Source organism: Marinomonas sp. KMM3893, from assembly GCF_004352855.1.
Classification (GTDB): Bacteria; Pseudomonadota; Gammaproteobacteria; order Pseudomonadales; family Marinomonadaceae; genus Marinomonas; species Marinomonas arenicola.
Genome location: NZ_SJSC01000001.1, coordinates 537,051 through 558,404, shown reverse-complemented (window position 1 = coordinate 558,404; position 21,354 = coordinate 537,051). Strand labels below are relative to the sequence as shown.

Genomic DNA, 21,354 nt, shown 5'->3' with positions numbered 1-21,354 from the left:
ATGTAGAGCGTCTTTGGTGTTTTTCCTCAGATCAAGAATACGCCATAAAAAAGCCCCGTGACGCCTTGTCAACGGGGCTTTTTTCGTACTATGGCCTCATTACAGGTTCAGATAGAACACAATCGCAATGGCGATCGGGGCAATGAAGCGAATTGCGAATCGCCAGAAGCGATAAAAGGCATCAGAAATGCTAAGTTCTTCTTTCGCGTATTTGCTTTTAACAAACCAGCCAGCAAAGATAGCGGTCAAAATACCACCAAGCGGCATCATGATATTGGCGGTAATGTAATCTAAGAAGTCGAACGTTGTTTTGCCGAACATAGTGACATCACTCATAAAGCTGAAAGAACCTAGGCAAGCAATACCCAAAGCCCAAACTGCAGAGCCTAAGAGTATGGAGGCTTTCCAACGACCCATTTTAAAGCGCTCAACTAGGTAAGCAACAGTCGGCTCCATTAGAGAGATTGCAGAAGTCCAAGCGGCAACGCCAACCAGAACAAAGAATAGGAAGCCAAAGAACTGGCCGCCAGGCATTTGTCCAAAAGCAACAGGCAAAGAGATAAACATCAAACCTGGGCCAGCCGCAGGATCCATACCATTAGCGAAAATGATTGGGAAAATACAAAGACCCGCAACCAAGGCAACTAAGGTATCCAATGCGCCTATGGCTAGGACTGTGCTGCCAATAGAAGCTTTCTTAGGCATGTAAGAGCCGTAAGCCATGATAGTACCCATCCCCAAGGATAGGGTGAAGAATGAGTGACCTAATGCGACTAATACGGAATCCCACGTTATTTTGCTGAAATCAAAGTCAAACATGAAATGCCAGCCAGCAGAGAAGCCGCTGGTTGTCATTGCGTAACCAAACAACACCAATAGCAGGACGAAAAGTGCTGGCATCATGATGCGGGTGGCTGTTTCTAAGCCTTTGTTTACACCACGTGCGACTACTATAATTGTCATAATGGTGAACAGTGTGTGCCAGCCTAGCAAGGTCATTGGGTCTGCTAATAAAGCGTTAAACGCGGCACTGGCTTGCTCAGAGGTAGCGCCTGCAAGCTCGCCCGTTGCCATGGCTTTGATGTAGTGAAGTACCCAGCCAGCAACAACAGAATAGAAAGAGAAGATAAGTACGCCAGATAGCAGCCCCATTACACCGATCAAACCCCAAGCGCGGGTTGTTTCGGATTCTTCTGCCACATCTTCTAGCGCGTGAATCGGGTTTTTTCGAGCTCGGCGGCCAATGAAAACCTCCGTCATCATGATTGGAATACCAACCAATAAAATACAGACTAGATACACGAGTACAAAAGCGCCACCGCCATTCTCACCTGTAATGTAAGGAAACTTCCAAATATTGCCCAAACCGACAGCCGATCCCGTGGCCGCCATAATAAAAATCCAACGACTCGCCCACGAGCCTTGGATGGATGTTTTTTCTTGCATAAATGATCTCTAAATAGTTGAAAACAAAATATATAAACAGCGAACAAAGTCTCTTCTTATTAAGACCACTCAATAATTCCCACTTTATTTAAGGGATCTATTTTTAGGGAAGACTTTATTTAGGGGCGAGATTTTCCGAATTTTGTTCTCATCATGCAACAAAAAATGACATTTTTTACGGGAAAATGAAGAATCCTGTTATTTCTCGGAAAGCAAGAGAGGGCAAGGGATAGCGACATTTCTCGCAGTCAAATACTTCCACAACAAAACATTAGTGCTCTAAATAAGCGCTGGACATTGTCTTTTAACTCGATAGAATGATTAGACATCAAATCAATTTGATGTCAGCTCACGCCCTATGACGATAGTTTTTTTATTGATTTAGGGCGTTTTTTTGAACTTTGAGCTGGTGTGATATTGGTTTATTGTTTTGTTGTCTAATGGGTCAAATTATGACTATAGAAAAGTTAGAGCTGAAAAAACCAAGTGCGTTAAATGGTATGGAAGTCAATCAGTTGGTGGCTGACTGTGCGCCACTTGATACGAATTCGGTTTATTGCAATTTACTGCAGTGTGATCATTTTAGTGACACCAGCGTCGCCGCTGAACTGGATGATGCGCTGGTTGGTTTTATCTCAGGTTATTTATTGCCTGCAAAAACGGACACCTTATTTGTTTGGCAGGTTGCTGTACATGAGTCTGCGCGTGGCAAAGGCTTAGCAAAAAAGATGCTTAGAGACATTTTGTCACGACCAAGCTGTGCTGGGGTTCGTTACCTTGAAACTACGATCACCCGGTCAAACGAAGGTTCATGGGCTTTATTTCGAAGCTTAGCGAAGCAATTGAATTCGCCATTAAATGAGTCGGTTCAGTTTGACAAAGAAACGCATTTTAAAGGCAAACATGACACAGAGTATTTGGTTCGCATCGGTCCTTTTTAGAAGGCGTCCTGATCCCTGTACCGTGTCACCCACTGATATTTTAATTAAGAGGAAGCGATAGCATGAAAATTTTTGAAGAGCTTGAATCAGAAGTACAATCTTACGCCCGAGCATTTCCACGTGTCTTTCACCGAGCTCAAGGTGCGCATTTGTTTGATGAGGATGGCAACAAATACATCGATTTCCTTGCTGGCGCCGGCACTCTGAATTACGGACATAACAACCCAGTATTCAAGCAAAAATTGGTTGAATACATCATGGAAGATGGCATTACTCATGGCCTAGATCTGCATACGAAAGCCAAAGCCGCTTTCATGGAAAGCTTTAATGAACATATCCTTAAGCCCCGTAAACTGCAGTACATGATGCAATTCACCGGACCAACAGGAACCAATGCGGTGGAAGCGGCTCTGAAATTGGCCCGCAACGTCACCGGCCGAGAAAACATCGTCAGCTTCACCAATGGCTTCCATGGTTGTAGCTTGGGTGCATTATCCGTCACGGGTAACTCGCATCATCGCGGCGCAGCAGGCACTAGCCTAGGCGCGGGCGTATCCACTGTGCCTTTTGATGGCTATCTAGGCGACGGCATTGAAACCACCGAATATCTAGACAAGGTTCTCAGCGACTCAAGCAGCGGTGTGGATCTGCCGGCAGCGGTCATTGTTGAAACCGTACAAGGTGAGGGCGGCATTAACGCTGCAAGCTTTGGTTGGTTACAAAACCTTGAGGCTGTGTGTAAAAAGCACAAGGTGCTGCTGATCGTGGACGACATCCAAGCGGGTTGTGGTCGTACCGGCACCTTCTTTAGTTTTGAAGGCGCAGGCATTACACCTGACATAGTTACTATGTCGAAATCTTTGAGCGGTTATGGCTTGCCATTTGCCGTGGTATTGATGAAGCCAGAACTGGATGAATGGAAGCCTGGTGAGCATAACGGCACCTTCCGTGGTAATAATTTGGCGTTTGTGACGGCCAAGGCTGCGATCGATACGTTTTGGCAAGACGATGCGTTTGAAAAAGAGATCAAACGCAAAGGGGATTACATCCATCAACGTACACAGAGCATTGTTGACCAATATGGAGAGGGCAACTTTATCCTACAAGGGCGCGGCATGATGCGTGGTATTAACTGCGTCAGTGGCGAATTGGCGGGAAAAATCACCAAAAAATGTTTCCAGAATGGCCTGATGATCGAAACCTCCGGTGCGGATGATCAAGTTGTGAAGTTCCTATGTCCGCTGATTATTCCAGACGAAGACTTAAAAGAAGGCATCGATATTCTGGAAAATGCGATTCGTGAGATTTGCGCCAAGGAAGATGATATGCCAGAAGCGAAAAGCTACTTTGATGAGAACTATGACATTGCTGTCTAGTGTCTATTGATGCGTCGCTCTTTTAGAGCGGCGCTGTTTCTGACTTGAGTGGCCTACATTGTAAGTTCAACACCTTAAGTCGCCACGGTAGTGTTTAGCACTGCCTTTATTGATTTAGTATTTATCAGGAGAACAGAATGTTTGCACGTGATTTAGCCGAATGTGAAAAGACCGATCGCCGGGTTGTCTCTCCGGACGGCAATTGGGAAAGTACTCGCCTGTTATTAAAAGAAGATAACATGGGGTTTTCCTTCCATATCACCACGATATACGAAGGCAAAGACTTTGATATGCATTATCAAAATCACCTTGAATCTGTGTACTGTATTTCAGGTGAAGGTGAAGTAGAAAGTCGAGAGACAGGGCAAAAACACCAGATCAAACCGGGTGTTGTGTATGTCTTGGATAAACACGACGCGCACACATTGCGAGCCTCTAAAGAGTTGAAGTTAGCGTGCGTTTTTAATCCACCGATTACCGGTAAAGAAGTCCATAATTCAGAAGGCGCTTACGAGCTGCTTGATTAAGCTTTTCAGCAAAAAAAAGCGTCTTTGAATGAGGCGCTTTTTTCTTCCTATCCGACGACATTCATGTCGTTCTTAACGTTGACCAAGGTAGAGACGATTGGCCTCCAGCTGCGTTTATTCATAGCGGACGCTGGTATTTTTTTGACGCCTTGTTGTATGGCGCCTACTGACTATTTAGTCAGCAATAAATGAAGCCAAAGCGTCGTGCGTTGAGGCAAGTATTAAGCGCTAAAAAGTCACTTTTCTACTTAATTTTTAACATACCTTATGACACTATTAGCGTCAGCGTTTGAACATGGCTGTGGTTTACCCTTCAGCCCTTTAATTTATTAGGTTAAGTAAAATGGGACAACATACAGTTGAAAAAATCGGTGGTACGTCCATGAGTGACTACCATTCGGTGCGTGACAATATAGTTTTCAAACCCGTTCAAACGAACGATCTTTATAATCGTATTTTTGTTGTGTCGGCTTATGGCGGCATTACAGACAAACTGCTTGAGCATAAAAAGACGGGTGAGCCTGGGGTTTATGCATTATTCGCGTTAGAGCGTAAACAAGATTCTTGGTCTGTTGCACTACAAGATGTGTGCGATTCAATGTTGGCCATTAACGCCTCTTTATTTGAAGGTGAGTTGCTGCATAAAGCAAACGACTTCATTAATCATCGTTTACAAGACGCTCGAGAATGCCTAGAAGATCTTCACCGTTTGTGCCAGCACGGTCACTTTTCCCTGAGTGAGCATTTGGCAACGGTGCGTGAAATGTTGGCCAGTATTGGCGAAGCGCACAGTGCCTGGAACACGGCGACCTTGTTGCAGCGCGACGGTGTTAATGCGGTATTTGTCGATCTAACAGGTTGGAACACCGCTCACCACATGTCTTTAGACGAGCGCATTCTTGATACCTTCAAGAGTGTAGACCTGAATACTCAGTTGCCAGTTGCAACAGGGTACGCTCATAGTGAAACGGGCTTAATGTCTACCTTTGATCGTGGCTACAGTGAAATGATCTTTAGTCGCATTGCGGTGCTGACAGAAGCGCGTGAAGCTGTGATTCACAAAGAATTTCACTTAAGCAGCGCTGACCCTCGTTTGGTGGGTGAAAATAAAGCGGTGCCGATTGGCCGTACTAACTACGATGTGGCTGACCAGCTTGCTAACTTGGGGATGGAAGCGATCCATCCAAAAGCGGCCAAAGGTCTACGCCAAAATAATATTGCATTGCGGGTAAAAAATACTTTCGAGCCAGAGCACACCGGCACCTTAATCACCGGCGATTATGTCAGTGATGCACCTTGTGTCGAAATCATTGCGGGTTCTCGCGGTGTGTTTGCGGTGGAATTGTTTGACCAAGATATGTCTGGCGATATTGACCTATTTGATGTGTCCATTCTTAAGGTACTACGTCAATTCAATATCCATATTATTGCCAAAGACATTAACGCCAATACGATTACTCACTACTTGGCGATTAACTTGAAGATACTCAAGCGCGTTATGAAAGTATTGCATGAGCGTTTTCCTGATGCGGAAATCACGCAACGCAAAGTGGCGATTGTATCGGCTATTGGCAGTGATATGAAAACCACTGGTATGTTGGCGAAAGCGGTCAAAGCGATTGCTGAACAAGATGTTAACGTGATCGCGATGCACCAATCGATGCGTCAAGTGGATATGCAGTTCGTGGTGGATGAAGAAGACTACGAGCGAACTATTTGCAGCCTTCATAAAGAGTTAGTTGAAGTGCATGAACATGGTCGTGCTATCTGCCTAGCGTCTTAAGTGAAGCTAAACCATAAAACCCCGATTATTGGTCACGATAATCGGGGTTTTTTATGGCCATGGATATTTCACTGAATAGGAGGCGCCGCGTTGAAGTCTGCTTCAGGTATGGCTCGACTGACATAATAGCCTTGCCCAAAGTCACACTGAAACGACATCAGCATATCCCATTGCTCTTTGCTTTCTATGCCTTCCGCTAAAACTTTGATGCCCAGTTTGTGGGCCATCGCAATGATGGCTTCAACAATTTTTCGATCGGCTTGGTCGCGCTCTAAATCCATGACAAAACTGCGGTCAATTTTAAGCAAATTAACCGGCAGGTTTTTCAGTTGTCCTAATGAAGAGTAGCCAGTACCAAAGTCATCGATAGCAACACAAATCCCCATGTCTTTTAACGATTGCAGCAGGGCTTTGGCTAAGCTGATATCTTCTAATAAAGAGGTTTCGGTGACTTCCACGCCAAGCCACTTTGCTGGTACTTGATACTTATAGAGTAAAGCTCTTACCACGGTTACAAAATGTGGGTCGGCAAGTTGCTGGGAGGCAAGATTCACATGCAACAATATGTAAGGCAGGCCTTGTTCTCGTCGTCTGGCTAAATACGAAATACCATTTTCTAATACCCAGTGGCCAAGCTTGATAATTTGCCCTGTGTTTTCTGCTAGTCGAATGAATTGATCAGGAAAAATAAGACCTTTTGTTGGGTGGTGCCAACGGATAAGGGCTTCAGCGCCAAATACCTGTTTTGTTTGTAGATCGAACTGAGGTTGGTAATAGAGTTCAAATTCATCATTTTGCAGAGCTTTTGTTAGGTCATCTTCCGCTTCAACAAGATCGAGTGTGGCGGCTTTCATATCATGTGAATAAAAAACAGATTGGTTTTTACCACGTTGTTTTGCTTGATAAAGTGCCATATCGGCATTCTGCATAATGGAGACAAGGCTATCACCGTGCTCTGGAATCATAGCAATGCCTAAAGAAGTGCTTAGAATAAATTCTTTGGCATCAATACAAATGGGAGAGTGGATGTAGGCGAGGACACGTTCGGCATGTTCTTTTGCTTCTTGCTTATTTTCAATGTTACTAAGGTAAATACCAAATTCATCGCCACCTAAGCGGACAACTTTATCAGACTCAGAACGTAACGAATCAAGTCGCTGTGCGACAATTTCTAGTACTTTGTCACCCACATCATGACCAATAGTGTCATTGATGCGCTTAAAATTATCGAGGTCAAAATAAATAAAGGCAGAAATTTGATGACGCTTTTTATTAGAGCGTAACAGAGCCGGTAGTTGGTCATTAAGGTATCGGCGGTTTGGTAGCTTAGTTAATGGGTCATTATAAGCAAGACGTTGTAATTCTTGAGTTTTTTCTTTTACTAATGTGTGTAAGCGTAGAGGTTGAATCGCTATGGCGTAGAAACCAATAGAGATAGCCAGTGCTGCAATCAAAGACAATATACTGCCAGAAATGAGGTTGCTGGTTAAACGATTGCTAATGTCACGGCTAATGCTAATTTCCCAAGTGCCAATAGGAAGGTGGATATTCGTTGTGGATACTATGTTGCTGAGCGGTTTCGATGACTGTGCAAAGGTTAATTTTTGCCCCGTGTCTAGATGCACACGGGTTAAGGTATATTGGTAACCATCACGCTCCAGCTCTTTTAAGCGAGTGGGCTCTAATAGCTCATCTAGGCTAATAATTGCGGACGCGAATCCCCAAAATACTTCTCTTTGAGTGCCTCGGTACAAGTAAACAGGGGAGCGACCTATTACGGCAGTACCACCTTGGACTAGAGGGACTGGACCTATGGCGATCATTTTGTGTTTTTCGATTGCTTGGAGCGCCGCCTCTCGATATTTGGGGTCAGCAAAAATATCCAAACCGATGGCCGATTCATTGCCTTTTAACGGTGAAATTTTCTCAATAATGCCATTTGGAGCGAGTTGTAAACTGGAAATTCCTTCAATAAAACTCATTAGGTTTTTTGAATACCCATCGAAGTCGTCAAAATCATTAAAGCCATCACCATGGTGCTCTATCTCGGTGGCTAACAACTGTGTGGACGTGAAGGCAATAGAAAGGCGTCTTTCTATTGTCGATGCTTGAGTTTTAGATAGACCATTTAATAATAATTTTTGTTCTTTTATGATCGCTTGATTTGAAGAGTAGGTCCAGTAGAGACCAAAAAAGATAATCGCGAAGAAAATAGCGCAAGCGATGAAAATAGCAGAAGGTTGTTTTAGTTCAGTTTTTATCAACAATGTAGTCCTTTTCTATGTCTCGATCGATGCGATATTTACTTCTACTAGTCCATTATAAATCGCAGTGATGATCCACTCTATCATTTATCTATGGCGAACCAGAAAGGTGACTCTGTCACAACGAGGAATGTACAGGGAATAAGGAAGAAAATAAACACGGAACAAAAAGACGCAACGAATTAATAAGAAAGTAAACAAAGGGACAACAAAGGTAACAATCAGCCACTGGTACCGCTTTTAAAAGAACCCAGAGTCATGTATGGGGTTCTTAGCACCAGTGGCTGTAAGTGTTTAGGCGATGGCCATGACAACGCCAGCTGCGGCAATGATGCCACCAGAGAGGCGAGTGACAATAGGCGCTTCGATGCGAGCAATGGCTTTACCCATGCCCATGCCAACAAGGTGCAACAAAGCGGTTGCAGCTGCAAAGCCGAGAGCGTATTCCGCAACGTGTGCGTTTAATGGCATTTCCATACCGTGCGCTGCGCCATGGAAAAAGGCAAAAACACCCGCAATGGCAGCGCAAGTGCCGACAGAGAAACGTACAGAAGCAACAAGCAGTGCGCCCATAAGAATCACAGAAAGCGCAATGCCTTGTTCAACGAAAGGAACTTGCATTCCTGCCATACCAAACGCGCCACCCAGAATCATGGTGCCGACAAAAGCCGCAGGCACAGCCCATAATGCTTTTCCACCCATGCTTGCCGCCCAAAGGCCAATAGCAATCATGGCTAGTAGGTGGTCAAGACCGCCCATAGGGTGCATAAACCCCGTCATAAAGCTGGTGCTGTGCTCGTGACCTGGATGAGCAAGTGCCAAGGTTGGAGCGGCAGCAATTAGAGTGGCTAATCCCATTTTTAGCGTAGTAAGACGCATAGATAATCTCCGAAATAAATAAATGAATTAAACCACCGCTCTTGCGGCTGGAATCGTTTTGAATTCTAACATACCTTCGGTAATGATAAATTGAATGATTTCGTCTAAGCCTTGGGCTTTTTTCAGGTTGGAAAAAACAAACGGTCGATCGCCACGCATCATTTTGGCATCACGATCCATTACCTCCAAAGAGGCTCCGACTAAGGGCGCCAAATCGGTTTTATTAATAATCAAAAGATCGGATTTGGTGATGCCAGGGCCGCCTTTACGAGGGATTTTGTCGCCGGCGGAAACATCAATCACATAAATGGTAAAGTCCGACAGTTCTGGGCTGAATGTTGCGCTTAAGTTATCGCCACCACTTTCCACAAACACCACGTCTAATTCACCGTGACGCTCTATTAATTGATCGATCGCGGCCAAGTTCATTGAAGCATCTTCACGAATCGCCGTGTGTGGGCATCCTCCTGTTTCCACACCAATAATGCGATCTGCCTCTAGGGCTTCATGTTCGGTTAGAAACTTAGCGTCTTCTTGTGTGTAAATATCATTGGTCACCACGGCAATATTGTAGTGATCGCGTAGGGCAGAACACAAAGAGCGCAATAAGGCGGTTTTTCCCGAGCCAACAGGGCCGCCAACGCCGATGCGCAATGTTTGTTTTGGTTTGCTCATAGTATTTCCTCTTTAAACCAAGGTTATCCCAAAAAATTAAGAACGGAATAATCGTGAATATTGTGTTTCGTGTTGCGCGCTAGCAATGGCAATTGCCGGAAGCCCTGCGCCAACACTGTCTTCATTAATAATCAGTGAGCTACGAATGGCGTCACTGATCACAGGTTGTAATTCGCCGAGTAATTCTTGTGCTTGGGTTTGCCCTAACGGCACCAATTTTGTCGCTGCGGCGATTTGGTTTTCTAGCCAAGACCAGGTAAACCCGAGGGCCGCCAGTTCAAGGTTGATCGACCAATGAGTTGCTGTCACGGCAAATAAGGTCACAAAGCTGATGTCTTCTAAGCGCTGAAAAGGCGTGGCGATTTCTAAGCTACGCATTAACCGCGCCAAGGCTTCTCCCATCGCTGTATCGTTTAATCGCAGCTCTTTGGTTTCTCGGCACGCCAGCGCCAGATCATTGAGTTCTAATAGGCGTGCGTTATCTTGCTGACTGGCTGCGAGCATACACAAACGCAAAATCGGTAAATCAACACGAGCCACAGATTGTTGCAGCTGCAAGCTGATCCAATCGCACACTTGTGTTTTGTTTGTTACCCAACCTTGGTCGATAGCGTATTCCATGCCCTGTGAGAACGCATAACCACCAACCGGTAAACTTACACTGCTCAACTGCAAGAGACGCAATAGGCTGCTATCCGTGGTGGTGACCATGGCTGTAGGCTCCAGATTCAGGGACAAACACCGCGCTTTCATGGCTCACAACCAAACCAAGTAGGTGAAGCATTTCTTCTAAGACATGATCCGGCTTGATGCGTAACCAGCGATCACCCACTTGAATCTTGGTGTGGCGGTTGCCTAGGTGATAACAGGCTTTGGAAAAAGCTTGCCAATCGTCGCAACTGGCATGAGCCACATCTTCAACGGCGCCTTGAACTTGCACTATTTTGTTGCACTCACTTCGCAAAAACTCCCCAACTTGGAGCGGCTTGCCGCGATCGAGAAAAACGCGAACCTCTTCGCCATTTTCTCCGATCAATTTAAGACGGCCGCGATCGCGTTGCTCGTGACTAAGAGTCACCTTGGTGTAAACCGCTTCGTGGCAATGGGTGCCTAATCTTTGATATATGTCTAGCATGGTATGTTTCCTAACCGCCAAGCGTTATTTCGCTTGGCTTTTTTGATGTTTAAAACAGGGCACGTTTAAAATAAGGTATAAAGCTGAGCCAGTGGCAAGGTTTCTGCGGGCTCACAGGTGAGCAATTCGCCATCGGCTCGTACTTCATAAGTCTGCGGATCCACCGTAATGTCAGGTAACCAGCTGTTATGGATCATGTCGTGCTTGGAGATATTGCGAGTATTACGGCAAGCGACCAGAGTGCGATCCAAGCCAAACTTTTCCGCCAGGCCATTTTCTAACGCCGCTTTTGACACAAAGGTCACTGAGGTCGCGGCGGCGGCTTTACCAAAGGCGCCGAACATAGGGCGGTAATGAACGGGCTGAGGCGTAGGAATCGAAGCGTTTGGGTCCCCCATAGGCGCGCTAGCAATCATCCCGCCCTTGATAATGATGGAGGGTTTCACCCCAAAAAAGGCCGGTTTCCAAAGTACTAGATCAGCTAGCTTACCGGCTTCAATGGAGCCCACTTCGTGGCTAATACCGTGAGCAATGGCTGGGTTTATGGTGTATTTGGCGATGTAGCGTTTGGCGCGAAAGTTGTCTGCGCCTAGCGCTTGGTCTTCTGCCAGTAAACCAAACTGTTGCTTCATTTTATGGGCTGTTTGCCAGGTTCGTGTGATGACTTCACCGACCCGTCCCATGGCTTGTGAGTCAGATGAAATCATACTGAATGCGCCGCGATCGTGAAAAATATCCTCCGCGGCAATGGTTTCTTTGCGGATACGAGAATCCGCAAAGGCCACGTCTTCTGGGATGTTACTGTCCAAATGGTGACATACCATCAACATGTCTAAATGCTCATCGACTGTGTTGTGGGTATAAGGACGAGTCGGATTGGTAGAAGAGGGCAGCACATTCACATTACCGGCCGCACGTATGATGTCTGGAGCGTGCCCGCCACCAGCGCCTTCGGTATGGTAAGTGTGAATAACTCTCTCTTTAAACGCGGCTAACGTGCTGTCGACAAAGCCGGATTCATTCAGCGTGTCCGTGTGGATGGCCACTTGCACATCGTACTTTTCAGCGACGCTCAAACAGCAATCAATCGACGCAGGCGTCGTGCCCCAATCTTCGTGCAATTTTAGGCCACAAGCTCCGGCTTCTAGCTGCTCTTCTAGCGCTTCGGGCTGGCTGGCGTTGCCTTTACCAAGAAAACCTAGGTTCATTGGCATGCTGTCGGTCGCTTGGAGCATTTTCCCCAAATACCAAGGTCCTGGCGTACAGGTGGTGGCTTTGGTGCCCGTTGCTGGGCCCGTACCGCCGCCAATCATGGTGGTCACGCCAGAGGTCAGCGCTTCTTCAATTTGCTGTGGGCAAATAAAGTGAATGTGAGCGTCGATGCCGCCGGCGGTTAGAATCGAGCCTTCCCCCGCAATCACTTCTGTGCCAGGGCCTATGACAATATCAACATTGTCTTGTATGTCTGGATTGCCTGCTTTGCCGACTTTAAAAATACGACCTTCCTTGACCCCCACGTCGCCTTTGACAATGCCCCAATGATCAAGCACTAAGGCATTGGTAATCACCAAGTCGACCGCTACCTCATTGGTTACTTGGCTTTGCCCCATACCATCTCGGATTACCTTGCCACCGCCGAACTTTACTTCGTCACCATAGGTGGTGAAGTCTTTTTCGACTTGAATCCAGATGTCGGTGTCGGCCAAACGAACCCGATCGCCTGTGGTTGGGCCGAACATTTGTGCGTAGCCACTTCTGTCTATTTTAACCGCGTCTATGTTAACCGCGTCTAAGTTGGCAGTGTCTGTTTTGCTCATGCTGACGGCTCCGTTTTATTCAGTGTTCCCATTACCTCGCCACGAAAGCCATAAATGGTTTTCGTGCCAGCGTATTCGACCAATTCCACTTCACGGCCTTGGCCGGGTTCAAAGCGTACTGCGGTGCCAGAAGCAATGTTGAGGCGAAACCCTTTGGTAAGATCACGCTCAAAAGACAACGCAGGATTGACTTCATAAAAATGGTAATGGGAGCCAATTTGAACCGGTCGATCGCCGGTGTTTTCGACTCGGATGGTTAAGGTTTTACGGCCTACATTCAGCTCAATATCGCCTGCGGCTACCTGAATTTCACCTGGAATCATGGTGCGTCTCCACATTAGTTAATTGGGTTATGAACCGTGACCAGCTTGGTACCATCGGGGAAGGTCGCTTCGACTTGCACTTCGTGAATTAAATCCACCACCCCTTCCATGACTTGGTCAGCACTGAGCAATGTTTTGCCAAAACTCATTAACTCGGCGACGGTTTTGCCATCACGAGCGCCTTCAATAATTTCCATGGTGATGTAAGCCATGGCTTCTGGATAATTAAGCTTAAGGCCGCGATTTAAGCGACGTTCTGCTAATAACGCGGCGGTAAAGACGAGTAATTTGTCTTTTTCTCTAGGTAGTAATTCCATTATTCAGCCCTTTTTTCGTTATTCTATGGCGCCTTGATTTTGCTTGTTAGAATCAGGTCGCCCAAATTCTTGGTTCACACGCTTCTTTACCAATAAGCGCTGGACGAATGGCTCGCCAGCATTGGGTAAACAGGCGTTTCATGTGCTCCGAGTCATCATGGAGGCTGCGCACAATGATGTATTCATCCACCAAGGTCGCGCCGCAAAGCGAAACGTGTTTTGTGCAATGGTCACGAAGTGTCTCCATCAGCTCATCATGATTGTCCGTTCGGTCAAAAGGACCTGCAATCATCAGGCCATTTATTGGTTTGTTGGCTAAGCCGGCTTTCGCTTGAAAAATATCGCGACTTTGATCATCGATGATGAAACGCTCGCGCACTTTTAAACGACCATCCTGACGAATCTCAAAACCTTGTTCAGCGTGTCCATTAGCAAAGCTTTCATTGTTCGCCGGTAACCCAAAGCAGGTCACTTCCCAGCCAATAAATTTGGCGTTGCTGGCTAGGTTGATCTGATTTTCAAGTCGAGTGTGGGCGTTTGGATAGAGGATAGCTTCTTGTGGAAGCCACTCCATCACACTGTCCTTAGGGACGTTTAATTGGGTGATTTGGTGCTGCAGGGTTTTGTCTTCACGGGCGCGATACACACGGCCAGCGCCAGGGGTCGTAATAAGCACATGGGTGTTTTCGGCCAAATTGGCGGTGATGGTCAAGCGGTCGCCAGACACCAAACCACCTGGCGGGTGCAAGAGGTAAACGTGGGCGGTCTCTGGGCCTTCTGGGTAAAAGGGTTTTTGAACGTAAAGTGGTCCCTTGTGGTCGCAGGTTTTCAGGACGGTGCCGCGCGCGGTTTTTTGAAAGCCTAAGGTTAAATACGCATGCCAGTGAGAAGGCGCATTAGACGCTAAAGACGTCTTCTCAGATGGTGCTTCTGACGGCGTTACCAAGGCAAGATTATGATTATTATGCATCTCTTCCTTAACAAAATATCGGCTTGTTCAGCGTACTAGGATTACACCGCTAGATACTGCTTGATCAAGTTGTCATTGAGTTTATCCATTCGGTCTGCTGCGACTATGCGGCCTTTTTCCATTAAACGGAATTCCTTGCCGACCCTTCTTGCAAAGCCAAGTTTCTGCTCGATCAAGATCACGGTCAGGCCTTCTTCGGCGTTTAATTTCAAAATGACATCGCCAATTTGTTTCACAATATTGGGCTGAATGCCTTCGTTTGGCTCGTCTAGAATCAGCACGCTTGGGTCTAATACTAGGGCGCGACCTATGGCTAATTGTTGTTGCTGTCCGCCGGAGAGGTCTCCACCACGGCGATGCAACATGTCTTTTAATACCGGAAACAGTTCAAAGATTTTCTCCGGTATGTCGTTTGTTTTGTTTTTGCTTTTCTTGTTCAGGACTGGCAAACCAATGCGTAGGTTTTCTTCCACCGTGAGCATGGGGAAAATATCCCGGCCTTGAGGCACATAACCAATGCCTGAGTAGGCGCGCTTTTCAGCACTTTGCTTATTAAGTGTTACGCCATTCATGGTGATTTCGCCATTACTGATTGGCAACAAGCCCATAATGGTTTTGAGTAAGGTGGTTTTTCCTACGCCATTGCGTCCCATAATGCAGGTGATGGAGCCGGGTTCTATGTCTAAATCCAACCCCCAAAGGATTTGTGTGCCACCGTATAATTGATCAAGGTTTTTGATTGAAATCATAGGGTTACTCCTTCTGTTATCACGCCATCAGTGGCTTCTTGTTCTCCTAAATAGACTTCAATCACATCTTTGTTGCTTTGGATTTGATCCATGGTGCCTTCTGCGAGCACAGACCCTTGGTGCAATACCGTTACTGTTTTGGCGATGCTGCGGACAAACTCCATATCGTGCTCTACGACAATCACGGTACGTTCCCCCGCCAGCGAGGTGAGTAACTCGGCGGTGCGTTCGGTTTCTTGGGGGGTCATTCCCGCGACTGGCTCGTCGATCAATAAAAGCCTAGGATCTGATACAAGTAACATGCCAATTTCGAGCCATTGCTTTTGCCCATGAGACAAAGCCCCCGCCAACATAAAGCGATGTTTGGCAAGGCCGATGATGTGAAGCACATTATCAATGCGGTCAATCTGTGTGGGGGTGAGCCTGGAAAAGAGCGTTGGTAATACGCCTTTATCGGTTTTTAGTGAGAGCTCTAAGTTATCAAACACGGTTTGCTCTTCAAACACAGTGGGCTTTTGGAATTTTCGGCCTATGCCCAATTGCGCGATTTCTGCTTCGTCTTTATTGAGCAGGTTTTGGTTTTGCCCAAAAAATACGCTGCCAGAGTCGCATTGGGTTTTGCCGGTTATGACGTCCATTAGGGTCGTCTTGCCAGCCCCATTGGCCCCGATCAAACAGCGTAACTCGCCATCGTTGATGTAGAGGTTCAAATGGTTTAATGCTTTAAAGCCATCAAAGCTTAAGTTCAAATCTTCGACGTACAAGATCACGTTTTTATCGACGTTGACCTTAGCGTTCGCAGGAGCAAGAAAAGGCCAGACCTGATCAGGACGAAATGTCTCGCGTAAGCTATTTAGGGAATGGTGAAGGGCGCTCATGCGTTAGACTCCTTAGTTGGTTGCGGGCGGCGTTTTTCCATGAGTTGGGTGTATAACCCAACGATGCCTTTGGGCAAATACAGGGTGACTAAAACAAACAGGCCGCCTAGAGCGAACAGCCAAGCTTCTGGTAAAATAGCGGTAAAACGGGTTTTCGCGTAGTTCACTAAAAGCGCGCCTATTACAGCACCAATCAAGGTGCCGCGGCCGCCAACCGCCACCCATATCACCATTTCGATCGAGTTGATTGGGGAAAACTCACCCGGGTTAATAATGCCGACCTGAGGCACATACAGAGCCCCTGCGATACCGGCAATCACCGCAGAAAAAACGAATAACCAGACTTTGTAACGATCGGTTCGATAGCCAATAAAGCGAGCACGAGATTCGGAATCACGTATCGCTAAGACCACCTTGCCAAAGCGGGATGAGAGGATTTTCCGGCTGATCACGAACACCAGAGCCAACATCAAGGCGGTAATGGCAAACAAACTCACTCGAGTGGTGTCGGCTTGCAAACTAAAGCCGACAATGTCTTTGAAATCGGTTAAGCCGTTATTGCCACCAAACCCCATTTCGTTACGGAAGAAAGCTAGCAACAGAGCGTAAGTGAGCGCTTGCGTCATGATTGACAAATACACCCCTGTCACCCGAGAACGAAACGCCAACCAACCAAAAATAAACGCCAATAATCCTGGCACCAGAACCACCATGATCATGGCGAACCAGAATTGGTCCATCCCATGCCAAAACCAAGGCAGCTGTTGCCAGCCTAAAAACACCATGAAATCAGGTAGATCAGGGTTGCCATAAGCGCCACGGTCGCCGATTTGGCGCATTAAATACATTCCCATGGCGTAGCCACCTAAGGCGAAAAACGCCCCATGTCCCAAACTGAGAATGCCGCAATACCCCCAAATGATATCGACGGCCAACGCCAGCATGGCGTAACACAAATACTTGCCCAATAAGGTGATGGAGTAAGTACTTACATGCAAGGCGGAGTCGCTTGCTAGGTAGAGGTTGGACAAACACGCCAGTGCCGTCACTGCTAAGAGGATGATCACAAAGGGCAAGGTGTGTTTGCCTGAAGTACGACCCGCTGAAAAATATTGCGTAATAGAGCTCATTCTGCGGCCCTCCCTTTTTGTGGAAAGAGTCCTTTAGGACGTTTTTGGATGAATAAAATGATGAACACCAACACCAAAATGGTGGATAAAACCGCGCCAGTCATAGGCTCAAGGAACTTGGTGGCAATGCCCAAACTGAAGGCGGCGACTAGGGTGCCGAGCAGGTTGCCCACGCCACCGAAGACAACGACCATAAAGGAATTAATAATGTAATCCTGACCCAGATTCGGCCCCACATTCGTGAGCTGACTCAGCGCCACACCAGCGATGCCTGCGATGCCAGAACCCAGACCAAATGTCATGGCGTCTATCCAATTGGTTTTTACCCCCATGGTTTTGGCCATGTTGCGATTTTGGGAAACCGCGCGCACGTTTAACCCCAGTGAGGTTTTCTTTAGCACCATCACCAGTGCGAAAAAAACCAACAAAGAAAACGCGAGAATGTACAAACGGTTCATGGTTAACGACAGCACAGGGTTAATTTCCCACGAGCCGCTCATCCAACTGGGGGTAGACACTTGGCGGTTTAATGGCGAGAAGATGGTGCGTACCAATTGCTGCAGAATCAAACTGATACCAAAGGTCGCCAGCAAGGTTTCCAGTGGGCGGCCATGCAAATGGCGGATGACTAATCGCTCAATTAATATTCCTACCAAAGCAGACACTAAAAATGCCGCCGGAATCGCTACCCAAATGGAATAGTCGATGTAATTTGGCATCATCAATTGCACCACATAGGTGGTGTAGGCACCGAGCATAATCATTTCGCCGTGGGCCATATTGATCACCCCCATGACGCCAAAAGTAATGGCCAGACCAATCGATGCCAGCAATAAAACAGAGCCAAGGCTCAAGCCAAAAAACAGCTGATTCAAAAAGCCAAAGCGTTCTACTCGCTGAGTAATTTTCGTCAACGCAGCCTGTGCAGCGGCTTTAATGTCCGGGTTGTCTTGGTAGGTAAGCTGATTGAGTTTATTGCGCACCGTCGTTTCTAGGCTACCGGATAGGCGCTCAATCGCGGCAATGCGAGTTGAATTTGGTAACTCGGTTTGCAAAGCGGTATTAATCGCCAAAGCCAAGCCCATTTCTTCTTTTACTTTGGTATTTGACTCGCTTGAGTAGAGTCGCTCAAGCGTCGCGACTGTGTCTTCGTCAAGACTGGAAAGCAGCGCTTGAACGGCCCCTCGGCGTACTTCGGCAGAGTGAGAGGTTAGCTGAATGCGGGCGATGGCATTGCGCAAATAGCCCCGCAAACGGTTATTTACTTTGATTTTAGACACCGCTTGCTCGCTAAGATTGGCGATCAATTGTTGGCTAAAAATTCCTCGATAAGCGTCTTGGTTCTCGACTTCAATCCGTTGGACGAGTTGTTTGTTGGCTTTAATGAAGTACAAATCTCCATTCATCATGGTACGAAACAGCGGCAGCATAGACTCATCGCTGTTGGCCTCGATGGCTTTTAATACGGGCAAGAGTTTGCTGTATTTCACTTGAGTCAGTTTCAGCATTAAAGGGGCGAGTGCGGCGGGTGGCTGATTAACAGACAGGCTAGCGGGTGTTGACGATTCTGCGCTATAAGCCTGCAAGGATAAGAGGCCAAAAAGACAGCAGCAAAGTGCAATAAAGTGTCTCAAGGTCATGCTCCATGGAATAAGTAGTGGCAAGGTTTCTTGCTGGTGGGCCTGCTCCTTATTCTTGCGTAATTTCAACAAGAAAGTACGAGTAGAAAAAGGGACTCTCTGCACTGTGTGACAGAGAGTCCATACCACCCTGGGAGAGGTTAGTTATTGGTGTTAAACCGCTTTTTGAAGATCAACCCTGATCATCGACGGTTTAGGTGTTGCTTAGTTTTCGCCAGAACATTTCTTCGTTACCGTGTTGTAATGGCCGCAATTGATCGGCGATGTCCAATCGGCAATGACGTTCTTAGAACTTGGCAAATAGTCCGACCAAGAATCCCCAGGAACCGTACTGTCGGTTTCCCAAACGGTTTCAAATTGACCGTCATCTTGGATCTCACCGATAAGAACCGGTTTGCTTAGATAATGGTTTTTATTCATCGTCGCCATACCGCCAGTCAGGTTCGGAAATTTCTGACCTATCATGGCTTTTTCAACCGCATCCACATCCGTTGTTCCGGCTTTCTTCACTGCATCAACCCACATATTGAAACCAATGTAAGTGGCTTCCATAGGGTCGTTTGTGACCGCTTTAGGGTCTTTTTTATAGGCTTTCCATGCTTTGATGAAACGCTCGTTTTCTGGCGTATCGACGCTTTCAAAGTAGTTCCAAGCCGCTAAGTGACCTACTAATGGTTTTGTGTCTAGACCGGATAATTCTTGCTCACCGACCGAGAAAGCAACCACAGGAATGTCTTCAGAAGAAATACCTTGGTTGGCTAATTCTTTGTAGAAAGGCACGTTGGCATCACCATTGATGGTAGAAACCACCGCGGTTTTTATGCCTTGGCTACCGAACTTCTTAATTTGCGAGACAATAGATTGCCAGTCAGACTGACCAAATGGGGTGTAATTCACCATGATGTCTTTGGCAGGAACGCCTTTCGATTTTAAATAGGCTTCTAGAATCTTATTTGTAGTACGTGGGTACACATAATCGGTACCGGCCAGAACGAAACGTTTCACACCCAAATCGTTCATTAGGTAATTAACCGCAGGGATCGCCTGTTGGTTTGGCGCCGCTCCAGTGTAAAAGATGTTTTTAGACGACTCTTCCCCTTCGAATTGCACAGGGTAAAACATCAGCCCATTGAGCTCTTGAAGAACAGGAAGCACCGATTTACGAGACACAGACGTCCAGCTGCCGAAAATCACATCTACCTTGTCTTTGCTGATCAGTTCGCGGGCTTTCTCCGCAAACAGCGGCCAGTTAGACGCAGGGTCAACCACCACAGGCTCGATCTGTTTGCCAAGTAAACCGCCTTTCGCGTTCTGCTCTTTAATCAGCATCAGAACCGTGTCTTTTAGCGCGCTTTCAGAAATCGCCATGGTGCCAGAAAGAGAATGCAGCACGCCCACTTTGATCGTATCTGCGGCCCATGAAGGCACAGCAACCAGCGTGGCGCCCGTTAATGCTATCGCGGAAACTAACGTCTTAATCTTCATTGTTGAGTCTTCCTATCGGTTATCTTTTAATGAGTAAGCAAACTCAGTATCCATAGAAAACCAAAAGAAATGTATCCGCTGAATGACCCAGAGGGGTACGTCATTTGACGTATAGGTAGGGGGGCTTTAGGCCAATAACTCATGCCTTTGTGAATACTAGAATCGGTTAAAGTCGAAATGATCGGTGACATTTTATCTTTAAGGCATAACCGAGGCCGGTGGCCGTAAAGCGGCATCAGTTCATAATGAAATGCTATCGAGTGTAAAAACAGGTAGATTAAAAGCATTATGATACTAACGCTGGATTTTGATTTTCAGAGGAGTTCCATTTTGTACCAACTTTATTATTATCCGAATAATGCGAGTTTAGCCGCGCATTTTTTGCTCTATCACATGGGGCTAGATTACGAGCTGTTATTGGTTGATAGGGACGCTAACTTGCATAAGTCATCGGAGTATTTGACGCTGAATCCAGCGGGTCGTATTCCAACTTTAATTGATGATGGGCAGGCTATTTTTGAGAGCCCAGCCATCTGTATTCACTTGTGTGAGCAGCACCCTGAGCATGAGTTGATTCCGGCACTAGGCAGCAAAGAGCGGCCCTTGTTTTTCCAATGGTTGGCTTATTTAAATAACACGCTACAAGCTGAGTTGATGGTGCGATATTACCCTCATCGACACACAACCGATGACAATAGCATACCGAATATCATCGCCGCACAAGATGAACTCATTGCCTCGGCGCTTGGGATTATTAATGATCAATTGGCGGACAAAGAGTATTTATTGGGCTGTCAGATTAGCGCCTGTGATTTCTTCTTATTCATGTTAGCGGAATGGGCATTGCCGATAGAAAAATCACCAGTCACCTTTCGCCATTTAGCCGCCTATTTGAAGCGCTTGAGTTTGCACCCGACGATTAAAGCGGTCTGTGAGATAGAAGAGATAAGCCTTGAGCCATTTGAAATTGGCTGATCAACACCAAGCAAGGCTAAACGCCTCCTAGTGGAGCAAAATAA

At 46.6% G+C, this 21,354-nt stretch carries 20 protein-coding genes; 5 read left to right on the top strand and 15 right to left on the bottom strand.

Annotated elements, in window-relative coordinates:
• Nucleotides 1-99: 99 nt before the first annotated feature.
• Nucleotides 100-1,446 carry a sodium-dependent transporter gene (locus E0D71_RS02540; protein ID WP_133001716.1) on the bottom strand — a complete coding sequence of 449 codons (1,347 nt, stop codon included), beginning with the start codon at nucleotides 1,444-1,446 and terminating at the stop codon, nucleotides 100-102.
• Nucleotides 1,447-1,898: 452 nt separating this feature from the next.
• On the opposite strand from E0D71_RS02540, the gene ectA reads away from it, so the two are divergent.
• The 4 genes from ectA (at nucleotide 1,899) to E0D71_RS02520 (ending at nucleotide 6,073) form a co-directional block, all read left to right on the top strand.
• A complete protein-coding gene (gene ectA / locus E0D71_RS02535; protein WP_207923315.1) occupies nucleotides 1,899-2,387 on the top strand; it encodes a diaminobutyrate acetyltransferase in 489 nt (162 codons plus the stop codon).
• A gap of 62 nt (nucleotides 2,388-2,449) precedes the next feature.
• Nucleotides 2,450-3,763, top strand: a complete 1,314-nt coding sequence (gene ectB, locus E0D71_RS02530) for a diaminobutyrate--2-oxoglutarate transaminase (RefSeq protein ID WP_133001714.1) — start codon at nucleotides 2,450-2,452, stop codon at nucleotides 3,761-3,763.
• 137 nt (nucleotides 3,764-3,900) lie between these two features.
• A complete protein-coding gene (locus E0D71_RS02525; RefSeq protein ID WP_115896201.1) occupies nucleotides 3,901-4,290 on the top strand; it encodes an ectoine synthase in 390 nt (129 codons plus the stop codon).
• A gap of 343 nt (nucleotides 4,291-4,633) precedes the next feature.
• On the top strand, nucleotides 4,634-6,073 hold the full coding sequence (locus tag E0D71_RS02520; RefSeq protein ID WP_133001713.1) for an aspartate kinase: 1,440 nt from the start codon (nucleotides 4,634-4,636) through the stop codon (nucleotides 6,071-6,073).
• A gap of 68 nt (nucleotides 6,074-6,141) precedes the next feature.
• Here E0D71_RS02520 and E0D71_RS02515 read toward each other — a convergent pair whose 3' ends face one another.
• The 14 genes from E0D71_RS02515 to urtA all read right to left on the bottom strand — a co-directional run bounded on the left by E0D71_RS02515 (nucleotide 6,142) and on the right by urtA (nucleotide 20,335).
• The gene (locus E0D71_RS02515; protein WP_133001712.1) at nucleotides 6,142-8,337 is read right to left on the bottom strand and encodes an EAL domain-containing protein; all 2,196 of its coding nucleotides are present in this window, start codon (nucleotides 8,335-8,337) and stop codon (nucleotides 6,142-6,144) included.
• A gap of 294 nt (nucleotides 8,338-8,631) precedes the next feature.
• On the bottom strand, nucleotides 8,632-9,216 hold the full coding sequence (locus E0D71_RS02510; protein WP_133001711.1) for a HupE/UreJ family protein: 585 nt from the start codon (nucleotides 9,214-9,216) through the stop codon (nucleotides 8,632-8,634).
• Between the two features lie 27 nt (nucleotides 9,217-9,243).
• Nucleotides 9,244-9,891 (bottom strand): urease accessory protein UreG, encoded by a 648-nt coding sequence (gene ureG / locus E0D71_RS02505; protein WP_133001710.1) that lies wholly within the window; start codon nucleotides 9,889-9,891, stop codon nucleotides 9,244-9,246.
• Nucleotides 9,892-9,927: 36 nt separating this feature from the next.
• Nucleotides 9,928-10,602, bottom strand: a complete 675-nt coding sequence (locus E0D71_RS02500; protein ID WP_133002110.1) for an urease accessory UreF family protein — start codon at nucleotides 10,600-10,602, stop codon at nucleotides 9,928-9,930.
• Nucleotides 10,583-11,026: an urease accessory protein UreE gene (gene ureE / locus E0D71_RS02495; RefSeq protein ID WP_133001709.1), complete on the bottom strand. Its 444-nt coding sequence runs from the start codon at nucleotides 11,024-11,026 to the stop codon at nucleotides 10,583-10,585. Before ureE ends, E0D71_RS02500 begins: the two co-directional genes overlap by 20 nt.
• A gap of 65 nt (nucleotides 11,027-11,091) precedes the next feature.
• Nucleotides 11,092-12,843, bottom strand: coding sequence for an urease subunit alpha (ureC, locus tag E0D71_RS02490; protein ID WP_133001708.1), 1,752 nt, complete (start codon nucleotides 12,841-12,843; stop codon nucleotides 11,092-11,094).
• Nucleotides 12,840-13,166: an urease subunit beta gene (locus E0D71_RS02485; RefSeq protein ID WP_133001707.1), complete on the bottom strand. Its 327-nt coding sequence runs from the start codon at nucleotides 13,164-13,166 to the stop codon at nucleotides 12,840-12,842. The genes ureC and E0D71_RS02485 overlap by 4 nt, the downstream gene beginning before the upstream one ends.
• A 14-nt stretch (nucleotides 13,167-13,180) precedes the next feature.
• Nucleotides 13,181-13,483, bottom strand: coding sequence for an urease subunit gamma (locus tag E0D71_RS02480; protein WP_133001706.1), 303 nt, complete (start codon nucleotides 13,481-13,483; stop codon nucleotides 13,181-13,183).
• A gap of 52 nt (nucleotides 13,484-13,535) precedes the next feature.
• Complete coding sequence (locus tag E0D71_RS02475; RefSeq protein WP_133001705.1) at nucleotides 13,536-14,453, bottom strand: urease accessory protein UreD; 918 nt, start codon at nucleotides 14,451-14,453, stop codon at nucleotides 13,536-13,538.
• A gap of 41 nt (nucleotides 14,454-14,494) precedes the next feature.
• Entirely contained in the window at nucleotides 14,495-15,202 is a 708-nt protein-coding gene (urtE, locus tag E0D71_RS02470) for an urea ABC transporter ATP-binding subunit UrtE (protein WP_133001704.1), read from the bottom strand.
• On the bottom strand, nucleotides 15,199-16,080 hold the full coding sequence (urtD, locus tag E0D71_RS02465) for an urea ABC transporter ATP-binding protein UrtD (protein ID WP_133001703.1): 882 nt from the start codon (nucleotides 16,078-16,080) through the stop codon (nucleotides 15,199-15,201). The genes urtE and urtD overlap by 4 nt, the downstream gene beginning before the upstream one ends.
• Nucleotides 16,077-17,210, bottom strand: a complete 1,134-nt coding sequence (urtC, locus tag E0D71_RS02460) for an urea ABC transporter permease subunit UrtC (RefSeq protein ID WP_133001702.1) — start codon at nucleotides 17,208-17,210, stop codon at nucleotides 16,077-16,079. Before urtC ends, urtD begins: the two co-directional genes overlap by 4 nt.
• Nucleotides 17,207-18,850 (bottom strand): urea ABC transporter permease subunit UrtB, encoded by a 1,644-nt coding sequence (urtB, locus tag E0D71_RS02455; RefSeq protein ID WP_133002109.1) that lies wholly within the window; start codon nucleotides 18,848-18,850, stop codon nucleotides 17,207-17,209. The genes urtC and urtB overlap by 4 nt, the downstream gene beginning before the upstream one ends.
• A gap of 204 nt (nucleotides 18,851-19,054) precedes the next feature.
• Nucleotides 19,055-20,335 (bottom strand): urea ABC transporter substrate-binding protein, encoded by a 1,281-nt coding sequence (urtA, locus tag E0D71_RS02450; RefSeq protein ID WP_133001701.1) that lies wholly within the window; start codon nucleotides 20,333-20,335, stop codon nucleotides 19,055-19,057.
• Between the two features lie 330 nt (nucleotides 20,336-20,665).
• Between urtA and E0D71_RS02445 the strand changes: the two genes are divergently transcribed.
• Entirely contained in the window at nucleotides 20,666-21,310 is a 645-nt protein-coding gene (locus tag E0D71_RS02445) for a glutathione S-transferase family protein (RefSeq protein ID WP_133001700.1), read from the top strand.
• Nucleotides 21,311-21,354: the final 44 nt, after the last annotated feature.

What these genes read in the sequence shown, in the direction of transcription:
- E0D71_RS02480 (WP_133001706.1), bottom strand. Translation starts at nt 13,483, where the DNA reads ATGGAATTACTACCTAGAGAAAAAGACAAATTACTCGTCTTTACCGCC.
- E0D71_RS02540 (WP_133001716.1), bottom strand. Translation starts at nt 1,446, where the DNA reads ATGCAAGAAAAAACATCCATCCAAGGCTCGTGGGCGAGTCGTTGGATT.
- urtB (WP_133002109.1), bottom strand. Translation starts at nt 18,850, where the DNA reads ATGACCTTGAGACACTTTATTGCACTTTGCTGCTGTCTTTTTGGCCTC.
- ureE (WP_133001709.1), bottom strand. Translation starts at nt 11,026, where the DNA reads ATGCTAGACATATATCAAAGATTAGGCACCCATTGCCACGAAGCGGTT.
- E0D71_RS02520 (WP_133001713.1), top strand. Translation starts at nt 4,634, where the DNA reads ATGGGACAACATACAGTTGAAAAAATCGGTGGTACGTCCATGAGTGAC.
- E0D71_RS02510 (WP_133001711.1), bottom strand. Translation starts at nt 9,216, where the DNA reads ATGCGTCTTACTACGCTAAAAATGGGATTAGCCACTCTAATTGCTGCC.
- ureG (WP_133001710.1), bottom strand. Translation starts at nt 9,891, where the DNA reads ATGAGCAAACCAAAACAAACATTGCGCATCGGCGTTGGCGGCCCTGTT.
- ectA (WP_207923315.1), top strand. Translation starts at nt 1,899, where the DNA reads ATGACTATAGAAAAGTTAGAGCTGAAAAAACCAAGTGCGTTAAATGGT.
- E0D71_RS02525 (WP_115896201.1), top strand. Translation starts at nt 3,901, where the DNA reads ATGTTTGCACGTGATTTAGCCGAATGTGAAAAGACCGATCGCCGGGTT.
- E0D71_RS02500 (WP_133002110.1), bottom strand. Translation starts at nt 10,602, where the DNA reads ATGGTCACCACCACGGATAGCAGCCTATTGCGTCTCTTGCAGTTGAGC.
- ectB (WP_133001714.1), top strand. Translation starts at nt 2,450, where the DNA reads ATGAAAATTTTTGAAGAGCTTGAATCAGAAGTACAATCTTACGCCCGA.
- urtC (WP_133001702.1), bottom strand. Translation starts at nt 17,210, where the DNA reads ATGAGCTCTATTACGCAATATTTTTCAGCGGGTCGTACTTCAGGCAAA.
- E0D71_RS02475 (WP_133001705.1), bottom strand. Translation starts at nt 14,453, where the DNA reads ATGCATAATAATCATAATCTTGCCTTGGTAACGCCGTCAGAAGCACCA.
- urtE (WP_133001704.1), bottom strand. Translation starts at nt 15,202, where the DNA reads ATGATTTCAATCAAAAACCTTGATCAATTATACGGTGGCACACAAATC.
- E0D71_RS02485 (WP_133001707.1), bottom strand. Translation starts at nt 13,166, where the DNA reads ATGATTCCAGGTGAAATTCAGGTAGCCGCAGGCGATATTGAGCTGAAT.
- urtD (WP_133001703.1), bottom strand. Translation starts at nt 16,080, where the DNA reads ATGAGCGCCCTTCACCATTCCCTAAATAGCTTACGCGAGACATTTCGT.
- urtA (WP_133001701.1), bottom strand. Translation starts at nt 20,335, where the DNA reads ATGAAGATTAAGACGTTAGTTTCCGCGATAGCATTAACGGGCGCCACG.
- ureC (WP_133001708.1), bottom strand. Translation starts at nt 12,843, where the DNA reads ATGAGCAAAACAGACACTGCCAACTTAGACGCGGTTAACATAGACGCG.